General features: G+C 55.3%; 18 protein-coding genes and 2 tRNA genes. 4 read left to right on the top strand and 16 right to left on the bottom strand.

Features of this window, described 5'->3' with window-relative positions:
- Positions 1-468: 468 nt before the first annotated feature.
- The 10 genes from BJF95_RS07945 to BJF95_RS07900 form a co-directional block, all read right to left on the bottom strand.
- Positions 469-544: transfer RNA gene (locus tag BJF95_RS07945), tRNA-Phe, on the bottom strand.
- 164 nt (positions 545-708) lie between these two features.
- Positions 709-918, bottom strand: coding sequence for a DNA gyrase inhibitor YacG (gene yacG / locus BJF95_RS07940; protein WP_075638856.1), 210 nt, complete (start codon positions 916-918; stop codon positions 709-711).
- Between the two features lie 450 nt (positions 919-1,368).
- Positions 1,369-1,989, bottom strand: coding sequence for a Maf-like protein (locus BJF95_RS07935; RefSeq protein ID WP_075638855.1), 621 nt, complete (start codon positions 1,987-1,989; stop codon positions 1,369-1,371).
- Between the two features lie 14 nt (positions 1,990-2,003).
- Positions 2,004-2,222 carry a translation initiation factor IF-1 gene (infA, locus tag BJF95_RS07930; RefSeq protein WP_004435948.1) on the bottom strand — a complete coding sequence of 73 codons (219 nt, stop codon included), beginning with the start codon at positions 2,220-2,222 and terminating at the stop codon, positions 2,004-2,006.
- 122 nt (positions 2,223-2,344) lie between these two features.
- Entirely contained in the window at positions 2,345-2,824 is a 480-nt protein-coding gene (locus tag BJF95_RS07925) for an arsenate-mycothiol transferase ArsC (RefSeq protein ID WP_075638854.1), read from the bottom strand.
- 13 nt (positions 2,825-2,837) lie between these two features.
- Complete coding sequence (locus BJF95_RS07920; protein ID WP_075638853.1) at positions 2,838-3,311, bottom strand: UPF0262 family protein; 474 nt, start codon at positions 3,309-3,311, stop codon at positions 2,838-2,840.
- 3 nt (positions 3,312-3,314) lie between these two features.
- A complete protein-coding gene (gene hisD, locus BJF95_RS07915) occupies positions 3,315-4,613 on the bottom strand; it encodes a histidinol dehydrogenase (protein WP_075638852.1) in 1,299 nt (432 codons plus the stop codon).
- A 59-nt stretch (positions 4,614-4,672) separates the two neighbouring features.
- Positions 4,673-5,110, bottom strand: coding sequence for a DUF2948 family protein (locus tag BJF95_RS07910; protein WP_075638851.1), 438 nt, complete (start codon positions 5,108-5,110; stop codon positions 4,673-4,675).
- A 144-nt stretch (positions 5,111-5,254) separates the two neighbouring features.
- A complete protein-coding gene (gene murA, locus BJF95_RS07905; protein ID WP_075638850.1) occupies positions 5,255-6,547 on the bottom strand; it encodes a UDP-N-acetylglucosamine 1-carboxyvinyltransferase in 1,293 nt (430 codons plus the stop codon).
- Positions 6,548-6,685: 138 nt separating this feature from the next.
- A complete protein-coding gene (locus tag BJF95_RS07900; protein WP_083638737.1) occupies positions 6,686-6,940 on the bottom strand; it encodes a hypothetical protein in 255 nt (84 codons plus the stop codon).
- A gap of 152 nt (positions 6,941-7,092) precedes the next feature.
- On the opposite strand from BJF95_RS07900, the gene BJF95_RS07895 reads away from it, so the two are divergent.
- Positions 7,093-7,167: transfer RNA gene (locus BJF95_RS07895), tRNA-Thr, on the top strand.
- A gap of 265 nt (positions 7,168-7,432) precedes the next feature.
- On the top strand, positions 7,433-7,729 hold the full coding sequence (locus BJF95_RS07890; RefSeq protein ID WP_075638849.1) for a PRC-barrel domain-containing protein: 297 nt from the start codon (positions 7,433-7,435) through the stop codon (positions 7,727-7,729).
- A gap of 89 nt (positions 7,730-7,818) precedes the next feature.
- On the opposite strand, the gene BJF95_RS07885 is transcribed toward BJF95_RS07890, so the two are convergent.
- The gene (locus BJF95_RS07885; RefSeq protein WP_075638848.1) at positions 7,819-8,712 is read right to left on the bottom strand and encodes a MurR/RpiR family transcriptional regulator; all 894 of its coding nucleotides are present in this window, start codon (positions 8,710-8,712) and stop codon (positions 7,819-7,821) included.
- 263 nt (positions 8,713-8,975) lie between these two features.
- Here BJF95_RS07885 and BJF95_RS07880 point away from each other — a divergent pair, with 263 nt between their 5' ends.
- Positions 8,976-11,135 (top strand): TonB-dependent siderophore receptor, encoded by a 2,160-nt coding sequence (locus BJF95_RS07880; RefSeq protein WP_139317441.1) that lies wholly within the window; start codon positions 8,976-8,978, stop codon positions 11,133-11,135.
- A 172-nt stretch (positions 11,136-11,307) separates the two neighbouring features.
- Positions 11,308-12,138: an inositol monophosphatase family protein gene (locus tag BJF95_RS07875; RefSeq protein ID WP_075638847.1), complete on the top strand. Its 831-nt coding sequence runs from the start codon at positions 11,308-11,310 to the stop codon at positions 12,136-12,138.
- A 7-nt stretch (positions 12,139-12,145) separates the two neighbouring features.
- On the opposite strand, the gene BJF95_RS07870 is transcribed toward BJF95_RS07875, so the two are convergent.
- Genes BJF95_RS07870 through BJF95_RS07850 form a run of 5 tightly spaced genes read right to left on the bottom strand, consistent with a single transcriptional unit; the run spans position 12,146 to position 16,906 of the window.
- The gene (locus tag BJF95_RS07870; protein WP_083638736.1) at positions 12,146-12,985 is read right to left on the bottom strand and encodes a glycerophosphodiester phosphodiesterase; all 840 of its coding nucleotides are present in this window, start codon (positions 12,983-12,985) and stop codon (positions 12,146-12,148) included.
- Positions 12,978-14,051 carry an ABC transporter ATP-binding protein gene (locus tag BJF95_RS07865; RefSeq protein WP_075638945.1) on the bottom strand — a complete coding sequence of 358 codons (1,074 nt, stop codon included), beginning with the start codon at positions 14,049-14,051 and terminating at the stop codon, positions 12,978-12,980. The genes BJF95_RS07870 and BJF95_RS07865 overlap by 8 nt, the downstream gene beginning before the upstream one ends.
- Positions 14,052-14,082: 31 nt before the next feature.
- Entirely contained in the window at positions 14,083-14,916 is an 834-nt protein-coding gene (locus BJF95_RS07860; RefSeq protein ID WP_075638845.1) for an ABC transporter permease, read from the bottom strand.
- Positions 14,913-15,761 carry an ABC transporter permease gene (locus BJF95_RS07855; RefSeq protein ID WP_075638944.1) on the bottom strand — a complete coding sequence of 283 codons (849 nt, stop codon included), beginning with the start codon at positions 15,759-15,761 and terminating at the stop codon, positions 14,913-14,915. The genes BJF95_RS07860 and BJF95_RS07855 overlap by 4 nt, the downstream gene beginning before the upstream one ends.
- 44 nt (positions 15,762-15,805) lie before the next feature.
- Entirely contained in the window at positions 15,806-16,906 is a 1,101-nt protein-coding gene (locus BJF95_RS07850) for an extracellular solute-binding protein (protein WP_425348683.1), read from the bottom strand.
- Positions 16,907-17,223 lie beyond the last annotated feature (317 nt).

Below are 17,223 nucleotides of genomic sequence, written 5' to 3'. Positions count from 1 at the left end.
TGGGATCACTCAGCCCGATCGAGTATCGAAGAATCCTTGGCCTTAACCCATAAATCAGTCCAACTTTTTATCCGCATCCCCTTCATCCAAGCGCTGCCCGACAGGGTATCTATTTGGTTTACTGGTTTGGAGCCGAGACCGACGTTGCAGGGGTAAGAAAGCATGACATTAATTCTGCAAGCGAGCTTCGACAGAAGCTTTTGCACAGTATGCCGACCGAGTTGACGGCTAAAATCAATGTCGTTGTTATCGACCTAACCCGATAGCTCCCAGCTCATGGGCCGATCTTACAAGCTGCAAGGTGGAAGGATGTTAGCAGCTCTACAAGAGAAGCTGCCAAGCTATGCTCTCCGTACCACCAATTACCTTACCCAAGCACTTGACACCCAGAATGGCACCCAAGCGTATTCGCCGCTCAAACAGCAAAAAGCACTATTGCTGCAACACCTTGATTTTTTTGAATAAAAATGGTGCCCGGAGGCGGATTTGAACCACCGACACGCGGATTTTCAATCCGCTGCTCTACCAACTGAGCTATCCGGGCACTTAAAGCGTAGGTCTCTTTCGAGCTCTCTAAGCGGCTTCAGTTGACTTGTTTTCCCCTGAAGCAGCGCGGTTATAACATCTAATTTTTTTGTGTCTAGCGCCAAATGGCAGTTTTTTGACAACTTACGGAAAAAGCTTGAAAGTTCTTTTGGAACAATGTCTTCAGTCGCGCAGATCGTCGTCCGGGCTGCTCTCATCCTCTGTCACGGGGATCGCATAGGAGCCTTTTAGCCAGCGTGAGAGGTCTGCCGTGCGGCAGCGATCCGAGCAAAAGGGATAATGATCGCGGTGAGAAGGGTGTCGGCATTCGGGGCAGGGTACGGGTTTGCGCAAAGGTGCCACCTTGGCCATGTTGTTGGTGTCGTCACTCATAATGTCGTCCTGAGAGCAAGTTTGCCTTAGAGTTTGTCAGGGAAAAGTGGAATCCGGTTTTCCTGAAAAGACAAACTCAAACAAAGGAATCTAGAGCATCGGCCGAAAAGTGGGAACCGGTTTTCGGATAAATCCGATGCGTACACAAATTTAGAGCATAGGGTCGTGTCCGATTTTCGATCCGATGCTCTAGCGCATAATTCCTCCAATCGGCATCGATTTAAGGTCAGAATTATGCCGCAGATTTAAAGTGTTGCAGCACCCTTTGTGCACCACATATGGCGCACAAAGGGTGCTGCAAGCCCATTTCCTGATAATGTGAGCACGGGCGTCTCATTGGAAATGCGCAAGATCACGTTTGAAGAGCATTTTACCGAATCGGTGAAAGCAAATGCTCTTTTTTATGATGGTGCGCCATCGCGCCCAGTCGCACGACAGATCGACTGATGATCAGCCTTCAGACCAGCGCGCCTGGACGTTCATGCCTTCGCCGGTGAGCAATTGTACGGTTTCATACAGCGGCAAGCCCACCACATTGCTATAGGAGCCCGTCAGGTTTTGCACGAAACTGCCCGCATAGCCTTGAATGGCATAGGCACCGGCCTTGCCGCGCCATTCACTCGATTCGATATAGGCTGAGATTTCGGCTTCAGAAAGGCGCTTGAAGCGCACTTTGCTTTCCACCACCTTTTGCCGGACTTTTTTGTCGGGTGTGATCAGGCAAACGCCGGTGAACACCCAGTGGCTGCGGCCGGACAGCAGATTGAGGGCTGAGAGCGCCTCATCGCTGTATTCTGTTTTGGGCAACACACGGCGCCCCACGGCCACAACCGTGTCGGCGGCCAGAATATAGCTACCTTTCCAGTCCTGCTCGTCAGAGATCGCGTGAAGGGCTGCCTTGGCCTTGTCTGATGCCAACCGGCGGGCCAGAGAGCGAGGTTGCTCGTTCTTTTCCTGGCTTTCATCAAGGTCCATCGGCATCAACCGATCTGCCTCAACACCCACCTGCCGCAAGAGTTCGACGCGACGTGGTGAGCCAGAGGCTAAAATCAGCTTGCGTTTGACCGCCATGTGGATCCAGTCTCTTACTTGAAGCGGTAGGTAATACGGCCCTTGGTCAGGTCGTAAGGAGTCATTTCCACCAACACCTTGTCGCCTGCCAGAACGCGAATACGGTTCTTGCGCATGCGGCCTGCGGTGTGGGCAATAATTTCATGTTCGTTTTCGAGCTTCACCCGGAATGTCGCATTGGGGAGCAGTTCGGTCACGACACCGGGGAATTCGAGGACTTCTTCTTTAGCCATTGACGCGTTGTCTTTCTGTCTGTTTCATCGGAGCAGGAATCCGCTCCGGTCAAAATGTGGCCGGAAACTACACAATCACCGGCCTTTTGTGAACCTTGTAGATGGGGCTTTTCGTCTTTGTTTCAGGTGCCGTCAAGAGGTGCCGACTTTACGTGCCCGAATCGCTCCTCAATCATGGCGCTCAAACGGTCGCGAACATCGCGATAAGCGGCCAATTGCTGGTCGCGCGTATCAGCTTCCACGGTTGGGTCTGGCATCGGCCAATAGACCACCTCAACGGAGGATGCGCGGGTGAGTTCGAGCGCAGCATGGTGGGCTTCTGGTGCCAGCGTAATGATCAGATCAAAGAAATCATCTTCCAGATCATCCAGTGTTTGCGGCTGGCGTTTGCCAAGCGACAGGCCAACCTCATCCAGAACGGCATCCACAAATGGGTCGCGCTCGCCATGGCGCACGCCGGCTGATGCCACATAAACGCCTGGTAATGCGAGGTTTTTGGTAATCGCTTCCGCCATGGGTGAGCGAATGGCATTCATGCCACACAAAAACAGAATGGAGGAGGGCAGCGCGCGGTCCTTATGGGTATCAGCCGGATTGTCCATACTATCTCCGGTCTCAACCGCGCCAATAGAGCACGCAGACCAGCGTGAACAGCCGCCGTGCCGTGTCCAGATCCAGACCGATCTTGCCCTTCAGGCGATCCATCAATGTTTGTGAGCCATCATTGTGAATACCGCGTCGGCCCATATCGATTGCTTCGATCTGGCTGGGGGTCGAAGAGCGGATTGCTTCATAATAGCTTTCGCAAATCATGAAATAATCCTTGATGATGCGGCGCAAGGGCGTGAGCGAGAGGATGTGCGTGGCAACATCACCGCCACTTTCTGTCTTTATGGTAAAGACCAGTTTGGAATCAACCAGCGATAAAAACAGATGATAAGGCCCGCCATCATGGCCGGCAGGCGCAAAGCTGTTTTCCTCGATCAGGTCAAAAATGGCGACCGCCCGCTCATGCTCGACATCGGGCGTTGAACGGCCGATTGTTTCGTCGAGAACCACATCACTCAGCCGGAAGTCGCCTTTTGCCATGGCTTAACTTTCGAGATTGAGGCGGATGCCTACGGATTTTGCGTGGGCGTCCAGACCTTCGCTTTTGGCAAGCGCAATGGCAGCGGGTGCCAACTGCTTCAACTGTTCAGCGCCGAGGCGCAAAATCGAGGTGCGCTTGACAAAATCCAGCACCGACAGACCCGAGGAGAACCGGGCCGAGCGGGCCGTTGGCAACACATGGTTTGAGCCGCCCACATAATCGCCAATCACCTCTGGCGTATGACGGCCAATGAAAATAGCGCCTGCATTGCGAATATCGGCCATTAAACGTTCAGGATCAGCAACGGCCAGTTCAAGATGCTCGGCAGCAATACGGTTAGCCAGCGGCACCGAGGCGGCCAGATCGGGCACAATAATGATGGCACCAAAATCCTGCCAGCTGGCGGTGGCTGTTTCTGCACGGCTCAGCGTCTTGAGCTGACGCTCAACAGCCGCTTCCACAGCCTTCGCCAGTTCAACACTGTCGGTAATCAGAATCGATTGCGCGCCGCGGTCATGTTCGGCCTGGGCCAGAAGGTCGGCGGCCAGCCAATCGGGGTTGTTGTCGGCATCGGCAATGACCAGCACTTCGGAAGGACCGGCAATCATATCAATGCCAACGGTGCCAAATACCTGGCGCTTGGCAGCGGCCACATAGGCATTGCCGGGGCCAACGATTTTGGCAACAGGGGCAATGCTTTCGGTGCCATAGGCAAGGGCGGCCACGGCCTGTGCGCCGCCAATGCGGTAAATCTCGCTGACACCGGCAATCTTGGCAGCGGCCAGCACCGTTGGGTTGATGGCCCCGGCAAGTGCCGGCACCACCATCACCACACGCGGCACACCGGCCACGCGGGCGGGAACCGCGTTCATCAACACCGAGCTGGGATAGCTGGCGGTGCCGCCCGGCACATAGAGGCCAACGGCATCAATGGCGGTCCAGCGAGAGCCGAGGCCAACGCCGATTGCGTCTTCGTAAATATCATCCTTGGGCATCTGGCGGGCATGATGCTTTTCGATACGGGCGGCTGCCAGCTTGAGGGCGTCAAGAACCTCTGGAGCGACTTGAGCTTCTGCGGCATAGATTTCTTCAGCGGTGACGCGCATGGGGGTGGTGGCAAAATCCAGTCCGTCGAATTTCTGCGAATACTCGGCCAGAGCCGCATCGCCGCGGGTGCGCACGTCATCGATAATGGCTTTGACCACCGCATTCACATCTTCGGACACTTCACGCTTGGTTGTCAAAAACGCAGCAAACCGCGCTTCAAAATCATCCGATGCCTGCTCTAACCAAACTGCCACTTGTCTTTTTCCTTTTACGTCAGCCTTATCTGCCCGCGCCCCTTATGCGTCGGAGTGCCTTATGCCTCAGAGTGATTGGGCAGAGATGTGGTTTCCCATGCGCCGCCAACATCTGCAAGCTGAACTTCAATGCATTCCACATCAAGCGCAATGGTCGCACCAGCAGCGCACACCAGCTCCAGCGTGCCTTCAGGGCCATCGCCCCTTTGGCGAAAGTTTAGCGCCAGCAGGCTCAACACTTGCTCTTTGTCGGTGCGGTCAAAGCCGATGGAGCGCACGGCCTGCACCCGCTTCATGGTCAGCACCGCGCGGCGGCGCTCAAAGCTTTTGTCTTTGCGCTTGGCTTTTTCCCAGACAAAGCGGTTGACGGACACAGAAAAAATACCGGCGCGCGCCGCATAATCCACATCACCCGGCTTGAACACCGCGTCCTGCATATGGGCAGATAGAATTGTTAGATCATCATTATCGAGTGATAGCAGCTTTAAATCGGTCATGAGCCATTTCCCTCGTGGTGCGTGCAGAATTGACGTTTGCCGCCGATTTCGCAAGCCCACATTAGCCAAGAAGAGTGTAACTGCTGCATGAGATGGGGGCTGCGCCGGCATTAAACAACGGCGCATGCAAAACCGCAGACAATGTTAATCACTGATGCGCTGAACAATCGCGCCGCACCGGGTCAATTTTTCTTCCAACTGCTCAAATCCACGATCGAGATGGTAGACGCGATTGACGATGGTTTCACCCTCGGCTGCAAGGCCAGCAATTACCAGCGACACAGACGCGCGCAAATCGGTTGCCATCACCGGTGCTCCGCGCAAGCGCCGCACACCTTCGATTCGCGCCGTCTGACCATTCAGAGTGATTTTCGCTCCCAGCCGTGCCAGCTCCTGCACATGCATGAAGCGGTTTTCAAAAATGGTTTCCGTCACATGGGCAACGCCATTGGCGCGGGTCATCAGGCCCATAAATTGCGCCTGCAAATCGGTGGGAAAGCCGGGGAAAGGCTCGGTGACAATATCCACAGGCCGGATCGCATCCCCATGGCCAATCACGCGAATACCATCCTCAACCGCCATCACCTCTGCGCCCGTGCGGCGAATCGCTTCCACGGCCGTGTCGAGCAGCGTGATATCCGTGCCTTCCAGCGTCACATCGCCGCCGGTCATGGCCACAGCCATGGCATAGGTGCCGGTTTCGATGCGGTCTGGCAGCACGCGGTGGCGCGCGCCGTGCAGGCTGGTGACGCCTTCAATGGTGAGGGTGGAGGTGCCAGCGCCGGTGATTTTAGCACCCATGGCAATCAGGCAATTGGCCAGATCCACCACTTCCGGCTCGCGCGCCGCATTGTGGATCACGGTGGTGCCACGGGCCAAGGAGGCTGCCATCATCATCACATGGGTGGCACCCACAGACACTTTCGGGAAAGTGTAGCTCGCGCCAATCAATCCGCCTTTGGGGGCGGTTGCTTCAATATAGCCAGCATCAATCTCAATGGTGGCACCCAGGGCGGTCAAACCATCAATGAACAGATCCACAGGGCGTGTACCGATAGCGCAGCCGCCGGGAAGCGACACGCGAGCCTTGCCCTCGCGGGCCAAAAGTGGACCAAGCACCCAGAAACTGGCACGCATTTTCGACACCAGCTCATAGGGGGCGGTGGTATCGACAATGGTACGGCAGGTGAAGTGAATGGTGCGGGCATAGCTGCCGGATTGGCGCTCGCGCCGACCGTTGACGGCCACATCCACGCCATGGCTGCCCAGGATTCGCATCAAAAGCTCAACATCGGCCAGATGGGGCACATTTTCCAGCGTCAGGGTGTCGCTGGTCAGCAAAGACGCGATCATCAATGGCAGGGCGGCATTTTTTGCGCCCGAAATTGGAATAATGCCATTCAGAGCGTTTCCGCCAACAATCCTGATACGATCCATCGCTGCACTTCAGGGGGCATGAAAACCTGCCCCCACCTTTCTTGGTTCGATTGAAAATCCCGCGCCTGCGCGGGACAGAAGACGGCGCTGTTTAAACGAAATCAGCCCAGCATTCAATTCGAGCAGATCAGATGCTGCTCATTTATCTGTGTCATCAGCAAGGTTTGGGGCAGGGTTTGGCGCTTTGGCAGCCGGAAGCCCATCGGTGTCATCGGCTTCGCCTGCACGCCGCGCCCGCGCCTGACTTTTGCGGCGCGTCAGATTTTCACGCAGCTTGGCCGCTGCCCGCTCACGGCGCAGGGCAGACTGGTCATTGCTTTTCCTCCGGCGCTGGCTTTCAGCATTCTCCGGGGCACCGCTGCTTTTGGGGGAGGTATCGTCAATATCGCTCATGGGCGCGTCATAGCGTGTTTGTGGAAAAACCGGAAGATAGCATGTGTTTTTGTATTTTATTGCCCGATCTGCAATTTGGCGCTTGCACTGCGCAATCAGCTATGGCAATAGCCCCCTCGTTCCGAAGCGCACAGTTAAACGCTTCGCCAGATGCTGCTATAGCTCAGGGGTAGAGCACTCCCTTGGTAAGGGAGAGGCCGAGAGTTCAAATCTCTCTAGCAGCACCATTTTTTCCTATAGAAAAAATAATTTACCAATTTTTTGGTAAACTTTGCCGTACATTTTCCGAAGAACTCGGAGGATTAGCGGCGTCGATTTAAATTGAAAATCATGCAGCACATTGAAAGTGTTGCAGCGTGCTTTGTGCGTTTGATAAAAGGCACGGCGCTGTAAATTGAGTTTTATACGTTGCCGTTGTTTGTGCTACCCATGATGGGAACATTCAGCGCCTCCGTTGGTTGTATTAGGACTACCAACAAGGAGGACCAAACAATGGATCATACCAATCACGTTCGTCTTAACCCAACTGAACTTACGCCCGCCCTTCTGGAGGGTGCAACCATTTATGGGGCTGATGACCACAAGGTCGGCAAGCTCGATCACCTTCATGGCTCGGGAGCGGGTCGCACTGCTATCATTGATGTTGGTGGCTTTTTGGGTATCGGCGCGAAGCCCGTTGGCGTTCCTCTGGTCGATCTCCAGTTCATGCGTGATAGCGATGGCGACGTCCATGCCGTCACAAACTGGACGAAGGATCAGTTGAAGGAAATGCCTGAGCACAGAGATTGAGGCTATCCAGTCATCGAATTTGAAGCCCGGCTATTTTGCCGGGCTTTCGTTATGATAAAATCTTTAGTTGTGCAAAATTTCAAGATCCTTCACCGCTTATCGGGCCTGATCGCACTCCTCAACTCCACCAACCTGTTCAGCGTCTCAAGCGTCCGCTCCTCCACCGTTGCGGCAAGGGCAAGCGCTATCGTCTCCATGGCTACCAATGATGGGGCGTGCAGGGCCACGTGGTCGCTTTTCGCGCGGGGCATGATCAGGCAGGCGTCTGCCTGTTGGCGCAGCACGCTATCACTTTGGCTCAGCACCAGAATCACCGGCATATCGAGCCGTTTGGCCTCTTGAAGGGTGGCCAATGCTTCGCGATGCGGGCGGCCGTGCAGGAGCATAATGAGAGCATGGCCTTTTTCCATCGCTAGCAATTGTTCGGCAAGCGCTATGCCGGTGTTGTTGAGCGCATAGGATGGAAAGCCGGAGCGGGAAAACAGCCTCGCGCCGTAATCCGCAATAATGCCACTGGCACCGATGCCGAACACGCCGATGGCTGTGGCTTTGGCCAGCAATTGGGTGGCCCTTGTCAGGCTGCTGCGGTTTTCGGGCGATGACAGGGCGTTGAGGGCCGCGCGTTGATTGTCGATGACAAAATCAATCGCGGCATCGCTGTTGCCGTTTAGCGCGTCGGTGGTTGCCGCCATTTTCTCAACTGGCGAATCAGTTTGTCCCAGATAGGCTCCCAGCGTGTCTTTCAGATCCACCAAACCGCTAAAGCCCAGCGCTTGAAGGGCGCGAATGACCGTTGCGTCAGATGTGCCGGTGGCAAAGCCAATTTCCAGTGCCGATTTGCTCAAAACCGCGTGGCGGTGGCCATCAATATATTCGGCCACACTCAAAAGACCGGGCGACAGCTGATTGCGGCGTTTGCGCAGCCGCTCACCATAGCGGTCAATGCGTCGCATTTTGCCGGGGCTCTGGGTTTGCTTGGTCATGGTGCCCGATGGTCCTTCGGCTGTGTAGTAGTCAATTTTACACTCAATCTGTGCAGTGAAAAATGCCGCACTGGCGTTTGGTTCCGGGCTTTATACCGGCGCGGAATTGGCTGTTGCTGGCATTTGGCATGTGGGTTCATGGTTTATTTCACCAGTTTAAAGTTGACTACTACATTCATCAATTCGAAAAGCCCAGTCTATTACAGTGGTTTTGCGCATGCGGAGCTGTTCTGTTCGGTTTTTTGTGCTGGGTGATGGATAAGATGATGATGGCGGCGGGACGGATTTCGAAACGGGTGATGGTCACAAGCTTGCTGGCCTCGGTGGCATTGCCGGTTTTTGCGCAAGACAGCACGGCGCTATCTGCCAACACATCCACCGAGCTGCAAACCATAACGGTGGACGGCAAGACGCAAAAAGACACCCGTGGCTATCAGCCGGTTTCCACCAGCACCGCCACCCGCAGCGATACGCCACTTTTGGATATCCCGCAGGCGGTCAATGTTGTCAGCAATCCGGTGTTGACCGATCAGGCCGCGACATCGCTGGACGATGCCCTTGCCAATATCAGCGGTATTACCCAGACCAACACGCTGGGCGGCACGCAAGATGCCATTATCCGCCGTGGTTTTGGCGACAACCGCGATGGCTCGATTTTGATTGACGGTTTGAAAACCACCATTCCGCGGGCGTTTAATGACACGGTGGATCGGGTGGAAGTGCTAAAAGGTCCGGCATCGACGCTCTACGGTATTTTGGACCCCGGCGGTTTGATCAATGTGGTGACCAAAAAGCCGGAGGATCAGTTCTCGGCCACGGTTTATAGCCGCTATTCCAGCTATGGTGCGGGCCGTGATGGGGCCAAGGCAGGTTTGGATGTGACCGGGCCAATTGAAGGCACAGACTTCTCCTACCGCTTCATAGCCGAGGGGCAAAAGGCGGATTACTGGCGCAATTTTGGCCATAGTGACAATTGGATGCTGGCCCCATCGCTGACGTGGAGCGGCGAGGATACCAAGATTACGGTGTCTTACATGCATGAGGATTACAGCCTGCCGTTTGACCGTGGCACGATCTTTGATCTCACCACCGGCAAGCCCGTCGATATCAGCCGCCGCACCCGCTTGGATGAGGCTTATAATATCACCGATGGGCACTCGGATTTGGCCAAGGTCTCCATTGATCACGACTTGAGCGATGATTGGAAACTGTCGCTCAACTACGCCTATAGCCGCAACGAATATTCCGACAATCAGGCCCGTGTGACCGGCTACAATGCCAAAACCGGTGCCGTGACCCGCCGAGCCGATGCCACGCAATATTCCACCATGGAGAACCACGCGCTGCGGGCGGATGTGACCGGCGATGTTGATCTTGGTGGTTTTCAAAACGATCTGCTGTTTGGTGCATCCTATGATGAGAGCGACACGCTGCGCACCGATATGCTGCGCTGCAAGACATCGAGCAATTTCAATATCAACAACCCGGTCTATGGCCGGCTGGCCGCGTGCCATACGGTGTCGGCCTCGGATAGCGACCAGACCGAACAGCTCTCAACCGCATCGATTTACATGCAGGATTCGCTGCATCTGACCGATCAGTGGATTTTGGTGGGCGGGCTGCGGTATCAATATTATGATCTTTATGCGGGCAAGGGTCGCCCGTTCAGCGCCAATACCATGAGCAGTGGCGGCGCTTTCATCCCCAATGGTGGTATTGCTTATAAGCTGTCGCCATCCGTGTCGCTCTATGCCAATGCTGCCAAAACGTTTCGGCCACAATCGTCTGTTGGCAGCTATTATGGCAATCTCGACCCCGAAGAGGGCACATCCTATGAAATCGGCACCAAGCTGGAGCTGATGGATGGTTTAAGCGCGAATATCGCGCTCTACAACAGCCGCAAAAGAAACGTTGCCTATGCCGAGTCAGTGAACGGTGAAAGTGTGGTGAAGGCCGCAGGTTTGGTGCGTTCGCGCGGCATTGAGGTCGATGTTGCCGGGCAATTGACCGAGCACTGGCAGATGATTGCCAGCTACGGCCTGACCGATGCCAAAGTGCTGGAAGACCCCGATTACGCCGGTCAGCAATTGCCAAACGTTGCCAGAAACACCGGCTCTCTGTCGCTGGCCTATGATTTTGGTGAGGTCAATGGCCGTGGCGATACGCTGAAAATGGGCGGCGGTGTGCGCGCCGTTGGCAAACGGGCCGGCATCAACAACAACAGCTATTCTCTGCCGGGCTACGCCGTGTTTGATGCATTTGCCGCCTATACCATGAAATTTGAACGGCCAATGACATTGCAGGTCAATCTGAAAAACCTGTTCGACAAGACCTATTATACCTCCTCGATTGGCTCGACCAATTACGCCAATCAGGTGGGCGAGCCGTTCAATGTATCGGTGACGGCTTCTGTTAAATTCTAGAGTTTGTCAGGGAAAAGTGGAACCCGGTTTTTCTGATCAGACAAACCCAAATAAAAGCCCCGAAAATCCATAGGGTCTATCTGACCCCTGTGGATTTTAGGGGGAGTGTCACACCAGTGTCAGCGAAATGGGAAAGAAGGAGGCTCTTTCCCATGAAGGTTGATTTCCCGCTATGTCCGATCAGATTATCCCATCTCGCCTTGGCCCTGATGCCTCGGATCGCCTTATCACACTTGCCGCCACTGTGGTTGAGGCGGGCGTTCTTGCCCGCGCATCACTCAAGCGTCGCTACTCCAGCCAGATGGTGTCGAAAGCGCCGCGCGACTATCAAACCGAAATTGATGTGGCGGTGGAGCGCCTGATCGTGGAGCGGGTCAAAGCGGCTTTCCCGGATTATTCCATCATTGGCGAAGAGGCGGTGGGCAATCACGAGGCTGGTCCTGACGCACCACGGATCTATATTGACCCGATTGATGGCACCACAAATTATGCCTGGGGCCTGCCGCATTTTGGCATCGTGATTTCGGTGGTCGAGCAGGGCGAGGTCGTCTGCGGTGTGGTCTATGATTGCATGCAGGATGAACTGTTTAGCGCAGAAAAAGGCAAGGGTGCCTGGCTGAATGGCGAGCGGCTGCACTTGTCAGCATTCTCCGATGTGCAAGATGCGCTGATTGGTGCGGGTCTGCCCATTCCCACACAGGTGAAAAGCGTCAGCGAAGAGACCTATCATCAAGCCCTGCGGCGCTTGATGGCCAATACGGCAGGGGTGCGCAGGCTTGGCTCGGCGGCGCTGTCGACCGCTTATGTGGCGTGCGGCCGTCTGGATGGCTTTTTTGAAGATGGCCTGTCCTTGCATGATTACGGCGCATCGATGCTGCTGGTGCGCGAAGCAGGCGGGCTGGTCACCGGCTTTTCAGGCGGGCCAATTGGCGCGTTTGGCGATGTGCTGGCCGCCAATCCCGCCCTGCATGCGTGGCTGGTTGAAGGGTTTCAACCAGCCTGAAAAAGCTTCATTGCAAGGCGATTAATGCTTCCAGCCCGACCGGATCATCGGTGGTGATCTGGTCGCAGCGCAGCTCCAGCAGGCGCTGAACGGCGGGCAGAACCGATTGCGTTGCCGCTTGGATGGTGTAAGCATCGACCCGCTTGCCATGGGCGTGAAACGCACTAACAAGATCAAACCCCATGCTATCGGCTTCCAGAATAAGCCTGTGCTCCAGATAGATCATCTGGGTGTTGTCAATGACGGCGACTGCGTGATCAACAAAACCATTGAAATCACGCGACGCCAGCAACCGCTCAATCGTCCCATCATGGCAAGGGTCGTAACCGACGGGAAGGCCATCAACCGCTTGAGCCAGCATCATCACGGCTTTCGCATCGCCGCCAGAGAGAATCAGATGGTGTGCGACAGATTGCACCGCCTGCTGGAAGGAAGCGATTTCGCGCGAGCCAAGCGTGCTGGCTGGCTCCTTGAGGTCCAGTTGCAACACCGCACCATCACCGCAAGGTTGTGATGCCAGCAAGTGGCCCAGCTCTTCCAGCAGCATTACTTTATGATGGGTTGGCACACCGTGCGCATCGCGCAGGTTCAAGGCTTGCAGCTGGGTTGTGGTGGCCAAAGCCACCGGGCCTTGGCCGGTGGTGGCTTTATCCAGAGTTTCATCATGCAGCACCACGAAGCCGCCATCGGCATGGCACAGGATATCAACCTCAACGCTTGCGCCCAGCGCCATGCCTTGGGCAATCCGCTCTGGTGTGAACGAAATATCGGCAGCCTCGCGGTGGCCCCGATGCCATTTGAGCATGGTGCGAAAGCCATTGCGCTCGATATACAATCCATCAGACATGTTCAGTCTCTTTTATCAACTCATGGGTGTCTGTGGATGTATAGGCAAGATGCTGATTGCGAAAGGCGGCATAGCTACTGACCAGCACCGCAACCCGATCGCCTTTGCGCCAACGGCTGGCAGGTGCCGTCATCGCTTTGATGCGGTGGCCGTCCGCCAGCTGTACATCGACCAGATGGTAGCTGCCAAAATCGGTGAAACGGGTGACCACGGCGCTGGGTTCATTGCGGGTGGCGGTCAGCACCACGTCTTCCGGGCGAATGGCAAGGGTTGCTTCGCCATCATGCAGCGGCATTGGCAGACCCAGATCCGCATGGTGGAAACGGCCATTACGCACCTCGGATTTGATCAGGTTCATGGTGCCAATAAAGCCTGCGACAAATTCGGTTTGCGGCTCGCGATAAATCACATCCGCCGGTGCAATTTGCTCAATGCGGCCGTCGCGCAAAACGGCAATGCGGTCGGCCATCGCCAGAGCTTCATCCTGTCCGTGGGTGACAAACAGGGTGGTGATGCCCAGACGCTGCTGAATATCGCGCACCTCTTCGCGCAGGCGCTCGCGCAAATGCTGATCCAAACTGGCAAAAGGCTCATCCAACAGCAGTATTTTCGGCTCCAGCACCAGAGATCGCGCCAGCGCCACCCGCTGCTGTTGCCCGCCCGAAAGCTGCGATGTCATGCGCGTGCCGTAACCACCAAGGCCCACCAGCTCCAGCGCGCTTTCGACCTTGTCACGGATCTCGGCTTTGGGCAGGCGGCGCAGCTTGAGGCCGAAGGCAATATTGCCAAACACGGTCATATGCGACCACAGCGCGTGGCTTTGAAACATCATGCCGGTGGGGCGGCGCTCTGGCGGCAGGCGGGTGACATCCTCGCCATCAATCAGGATGGCACCGGAGGTTGGGTGTTCAAACCCGCCAATCATGCGCAAGATTGTCGATTTGCCAGAGCCGGACGGGCCAAGCAGACAAATCAGCTCGCCATCCTCGACATGCAGGTTGACGCTATCGACCGCTGTGGTGCTGGCAAAGCTTTTGTGCAAATTTTGAATGGTTAGCTGTGCCATGCGGTCACCTGTGCGTTTAAAATCAAGATTGTCATGCGCCAAATCCTTTGGCAAAAGCATTGCTGCTCATCACACGGCGAGCAAACATCAGTGCGATAAAGGATGGCACCCACAGCATGACCGACAAGACCGCACCATATTGCACCACCAGCTGATTGTTGATGAAGCTGATCATCAGCACGGGCATGGTGCTGATTTGCGGAGCACCGATCAGCCACGCACCTTCCGTCTCATAAAAAGTCGAGACGAAAGTGAGCAGAACGGCTGCGAAAATGGTCGGTGCCGCCTGTGGCAGCGTGATCGACCAAAACACCCGAAGCGGTCCGGCACCAACGTCGCGGGCGGCTTCTTCCATGCGCCGATCCACATTTTGAAAGGCGGCCACCGGAATCCAGATCATCAGCATTAATGTGCCAACCAGCTGAATCAAGGCCACGCCCCAAAAGGTCGAGATCAGGTGCAGTTGCAGGAAAATTCCGGCAATGGTGACCAGCAGGCCAAATTTGGGAAAGGCATGGGAGGCCAGAAACGACAGAAAGAAGATGTTGCGTCCGGGAAAATCCATGCGGGCAAAGGCATAGGCCGCAGGCAGGCAAATCAGAGCCGAGAGCAGCGTGACTGTGGTGGTCAGCCGAAGGCTGAGCATCAGCGCGTTCCAGACATCAGCGCGCGCCAGCGTTTGATGCCAAAAACGCAGGCCAAACTGTTGCGGCAGCACCGATGGATAACGCCAGACCTCGGTAAAGGCCCAGGTGGCCACCACCAGCAGCGGCAGGATGATGACGATGGTCAGCGTCAACGCCAAAATCACGCCGATCCAGTCTAGCTGTCTTGCTTGAGCGCGAAGGAGAGAGAGCGTGTTCATCGGCTCGTTTTCTCCTGATTGCGCGCGATCGAATAGACATAGAACAGGCCAAATACCAGGCAAAAGGCAAAGCAGATCACAGCCTGGGTCTTGGCATTCAGCGGATCGTAGAGATCATTGAAGGTACGTGACATAAATGGCCCCATCATTTCGGGCGAGGCCGGGCCAAGCACGTAGGGCAGGGTAAAGGATGAGAAAATCCCAAGCACCGCAAAGGACGAGGCCACCAAAAGCGAATTGCCCATGCGCGGCAAAATAATATGTACAAACACCCGAAGCGGTCCGGCCCCGACATCGCGGGCGGCTTCAACCGAACTGTTGGAAATGCCGCCAAGACCTGCCGTGAGCATCAAAACCGTCAAGGGCAGATTATCCCACACAAGACCAATCACAGGCCCCCATGGGGTGAGATAAGGTGTCGGCAATTTCGGCAGACCAATGGAATGCAAAAGAATATCAACGGCACCATTGGGGCCGATGGTGCGAATAAGAGCATAGGACAAAATCACCGACGGCACGAACATCGGAAAAATCGCCAGCCCTTGAATATAGCCAGCCAGTGGACTGCGCGAAAAGCGCAAATAGAGCGCAATGGGCAGACCGCAGGCAATCAGCAGCACGGCACAAACGGCTGTGGTCCACAATGTGAGCGTGAGATTGCCAAGGCTGTAGGCGTCAGAGAAGAAAAACCGATAGGATGCGATGCTGAATTTTGAGCTTTCACCGTCCTCAACCCAGATGGTGGTGATGATGGCAGCAAAAATGGGATAGATAATCAACCAACCGACCAGCAGCACCGGAATGGCAACAAGCAGGAGACCATTGAGCCTCCTGCCTGTTGGCATTTTAATATCGCCCGCCGTGGTAAAAGAAGCGGCTGCGGTCATGATCAGCCGCGCGCCAGATTTGGTGCGACGTTGCGATACCAGCCATCGTTGACAGCCGGGCTCCAATCGCCCTGCGGGAAGGTTGGAATGCTTTTGGGCACAACATCGGCATATTTGTCGCGCAGGTCCTTGGGCAGATAGTCCCACGATATGGCTGGGAAGCCGCCAATCTCGGTGATGACGGCTTTTTGCATCTCATCAGTCAGCATGAAGGCCGCGAGCTTCATCGCCGCATCCTTGTTGGTGGCATTGGTGGGGATGACCATACGGTTGAAATCGCCGCACAGGGCCAGATCGGTCAATTGCACAAGGCCCGTGGTGTCTGGCAAAACACCTTCCTTGATGGCCTTCAGGATCTGGTCGGACCAGACCGGCACCATGGTGACAACGCCTTGCGCCAGAAGCTGGATCGACTGGGTGTTGCCAGAGGTATAGGCACCCTTGTCATACAGCGATGGGGCCAGATCCTGTAGCAGTTTCCAGGCTGGTGTCAGGGTCTTTTCGGCATAGGCTGGCGTGAAATTATCAATGGTGAATTTTGCGGGGTCGCGTCCATTGACTTCATGAATGGCGCGGCGCACGAAATTGCCACCGGAGCCACCCTTGTCAGGACGATTATAAATGAACTGGCCAGGGTTTGCCTTGATCCAGGCCGTCAGATCAGCCCAGGTCTTGGGGGCTTTCTTCGGGTCCAGCTTGGTGGAGTCATAGGCCAAAAGAACCTGAGAACCGCGATAGGGCAGGGAGTAATCGCTCTGAAAGGCCATGGCGTTGATGTGATCGTAGAGCGGAATTTTTGCTTGTTTGAAATCCACCCAAAGACCAGCCTTGATGCCGCCAGCTGGCAGCTTGGGGTCAAAGGCTTCAAACAGATCGGCGTGTGGATCAGTTTTGCTGGCAAGAGCGGCCAGGGCGCGCTCGGCAATGGCACGCAGACCCGAATCATCACCGGCATCAATCACCTTGATGCTTTCGCCTGGATGGGCTTTCGCAAAAGCAGGAGCCACGATATTGTTCCAGAAATCAACAATATTGGCATCCGCACCGGTGAAAACGTTGACCGGGCCGCCAGCAGCAAAGCTCAATCTGGTCAGGGCAGGCATGATTGTCAGGGCCGAAGCAGCGGCCAAAAATCCACGTCTCTTCATCACACTCTCCGAAGGAAAACATTTCCGCTGCGGCGAGCGGAAATAATCCCCACGGTATTTAGGGGGATTTCATGACGGTTGGATGATTGCTTGATGACAGTTTTGCATCATCCCCGGTTTCCGGGCGCAGGAAACGGTGGTTTAACCAGCAATCAAAGTTTTGAAGTGAGATGCTGACACATTCAAATTTCGATGTTTGAATGTGTCAGATCAGAAAACCGCATTGCGATTTTCCCTGACAGGTTCTGAAATTTTCATGCCATACTGCATAA

This window comes from Rhizobium oryziradicis (assembly GCF_001939045.1).
GTDB classification, from domain to species: domain Bacteria; phylum Pseudomonadota; class Alphaproteobacteria; order Rhizobiales; family Rhizobiaceae; genus Allorhizobium; species Allorhizobium oryziradicis.
This window is presented reverse-complemented; position numbering and strand designations above follow the sequence as displayed.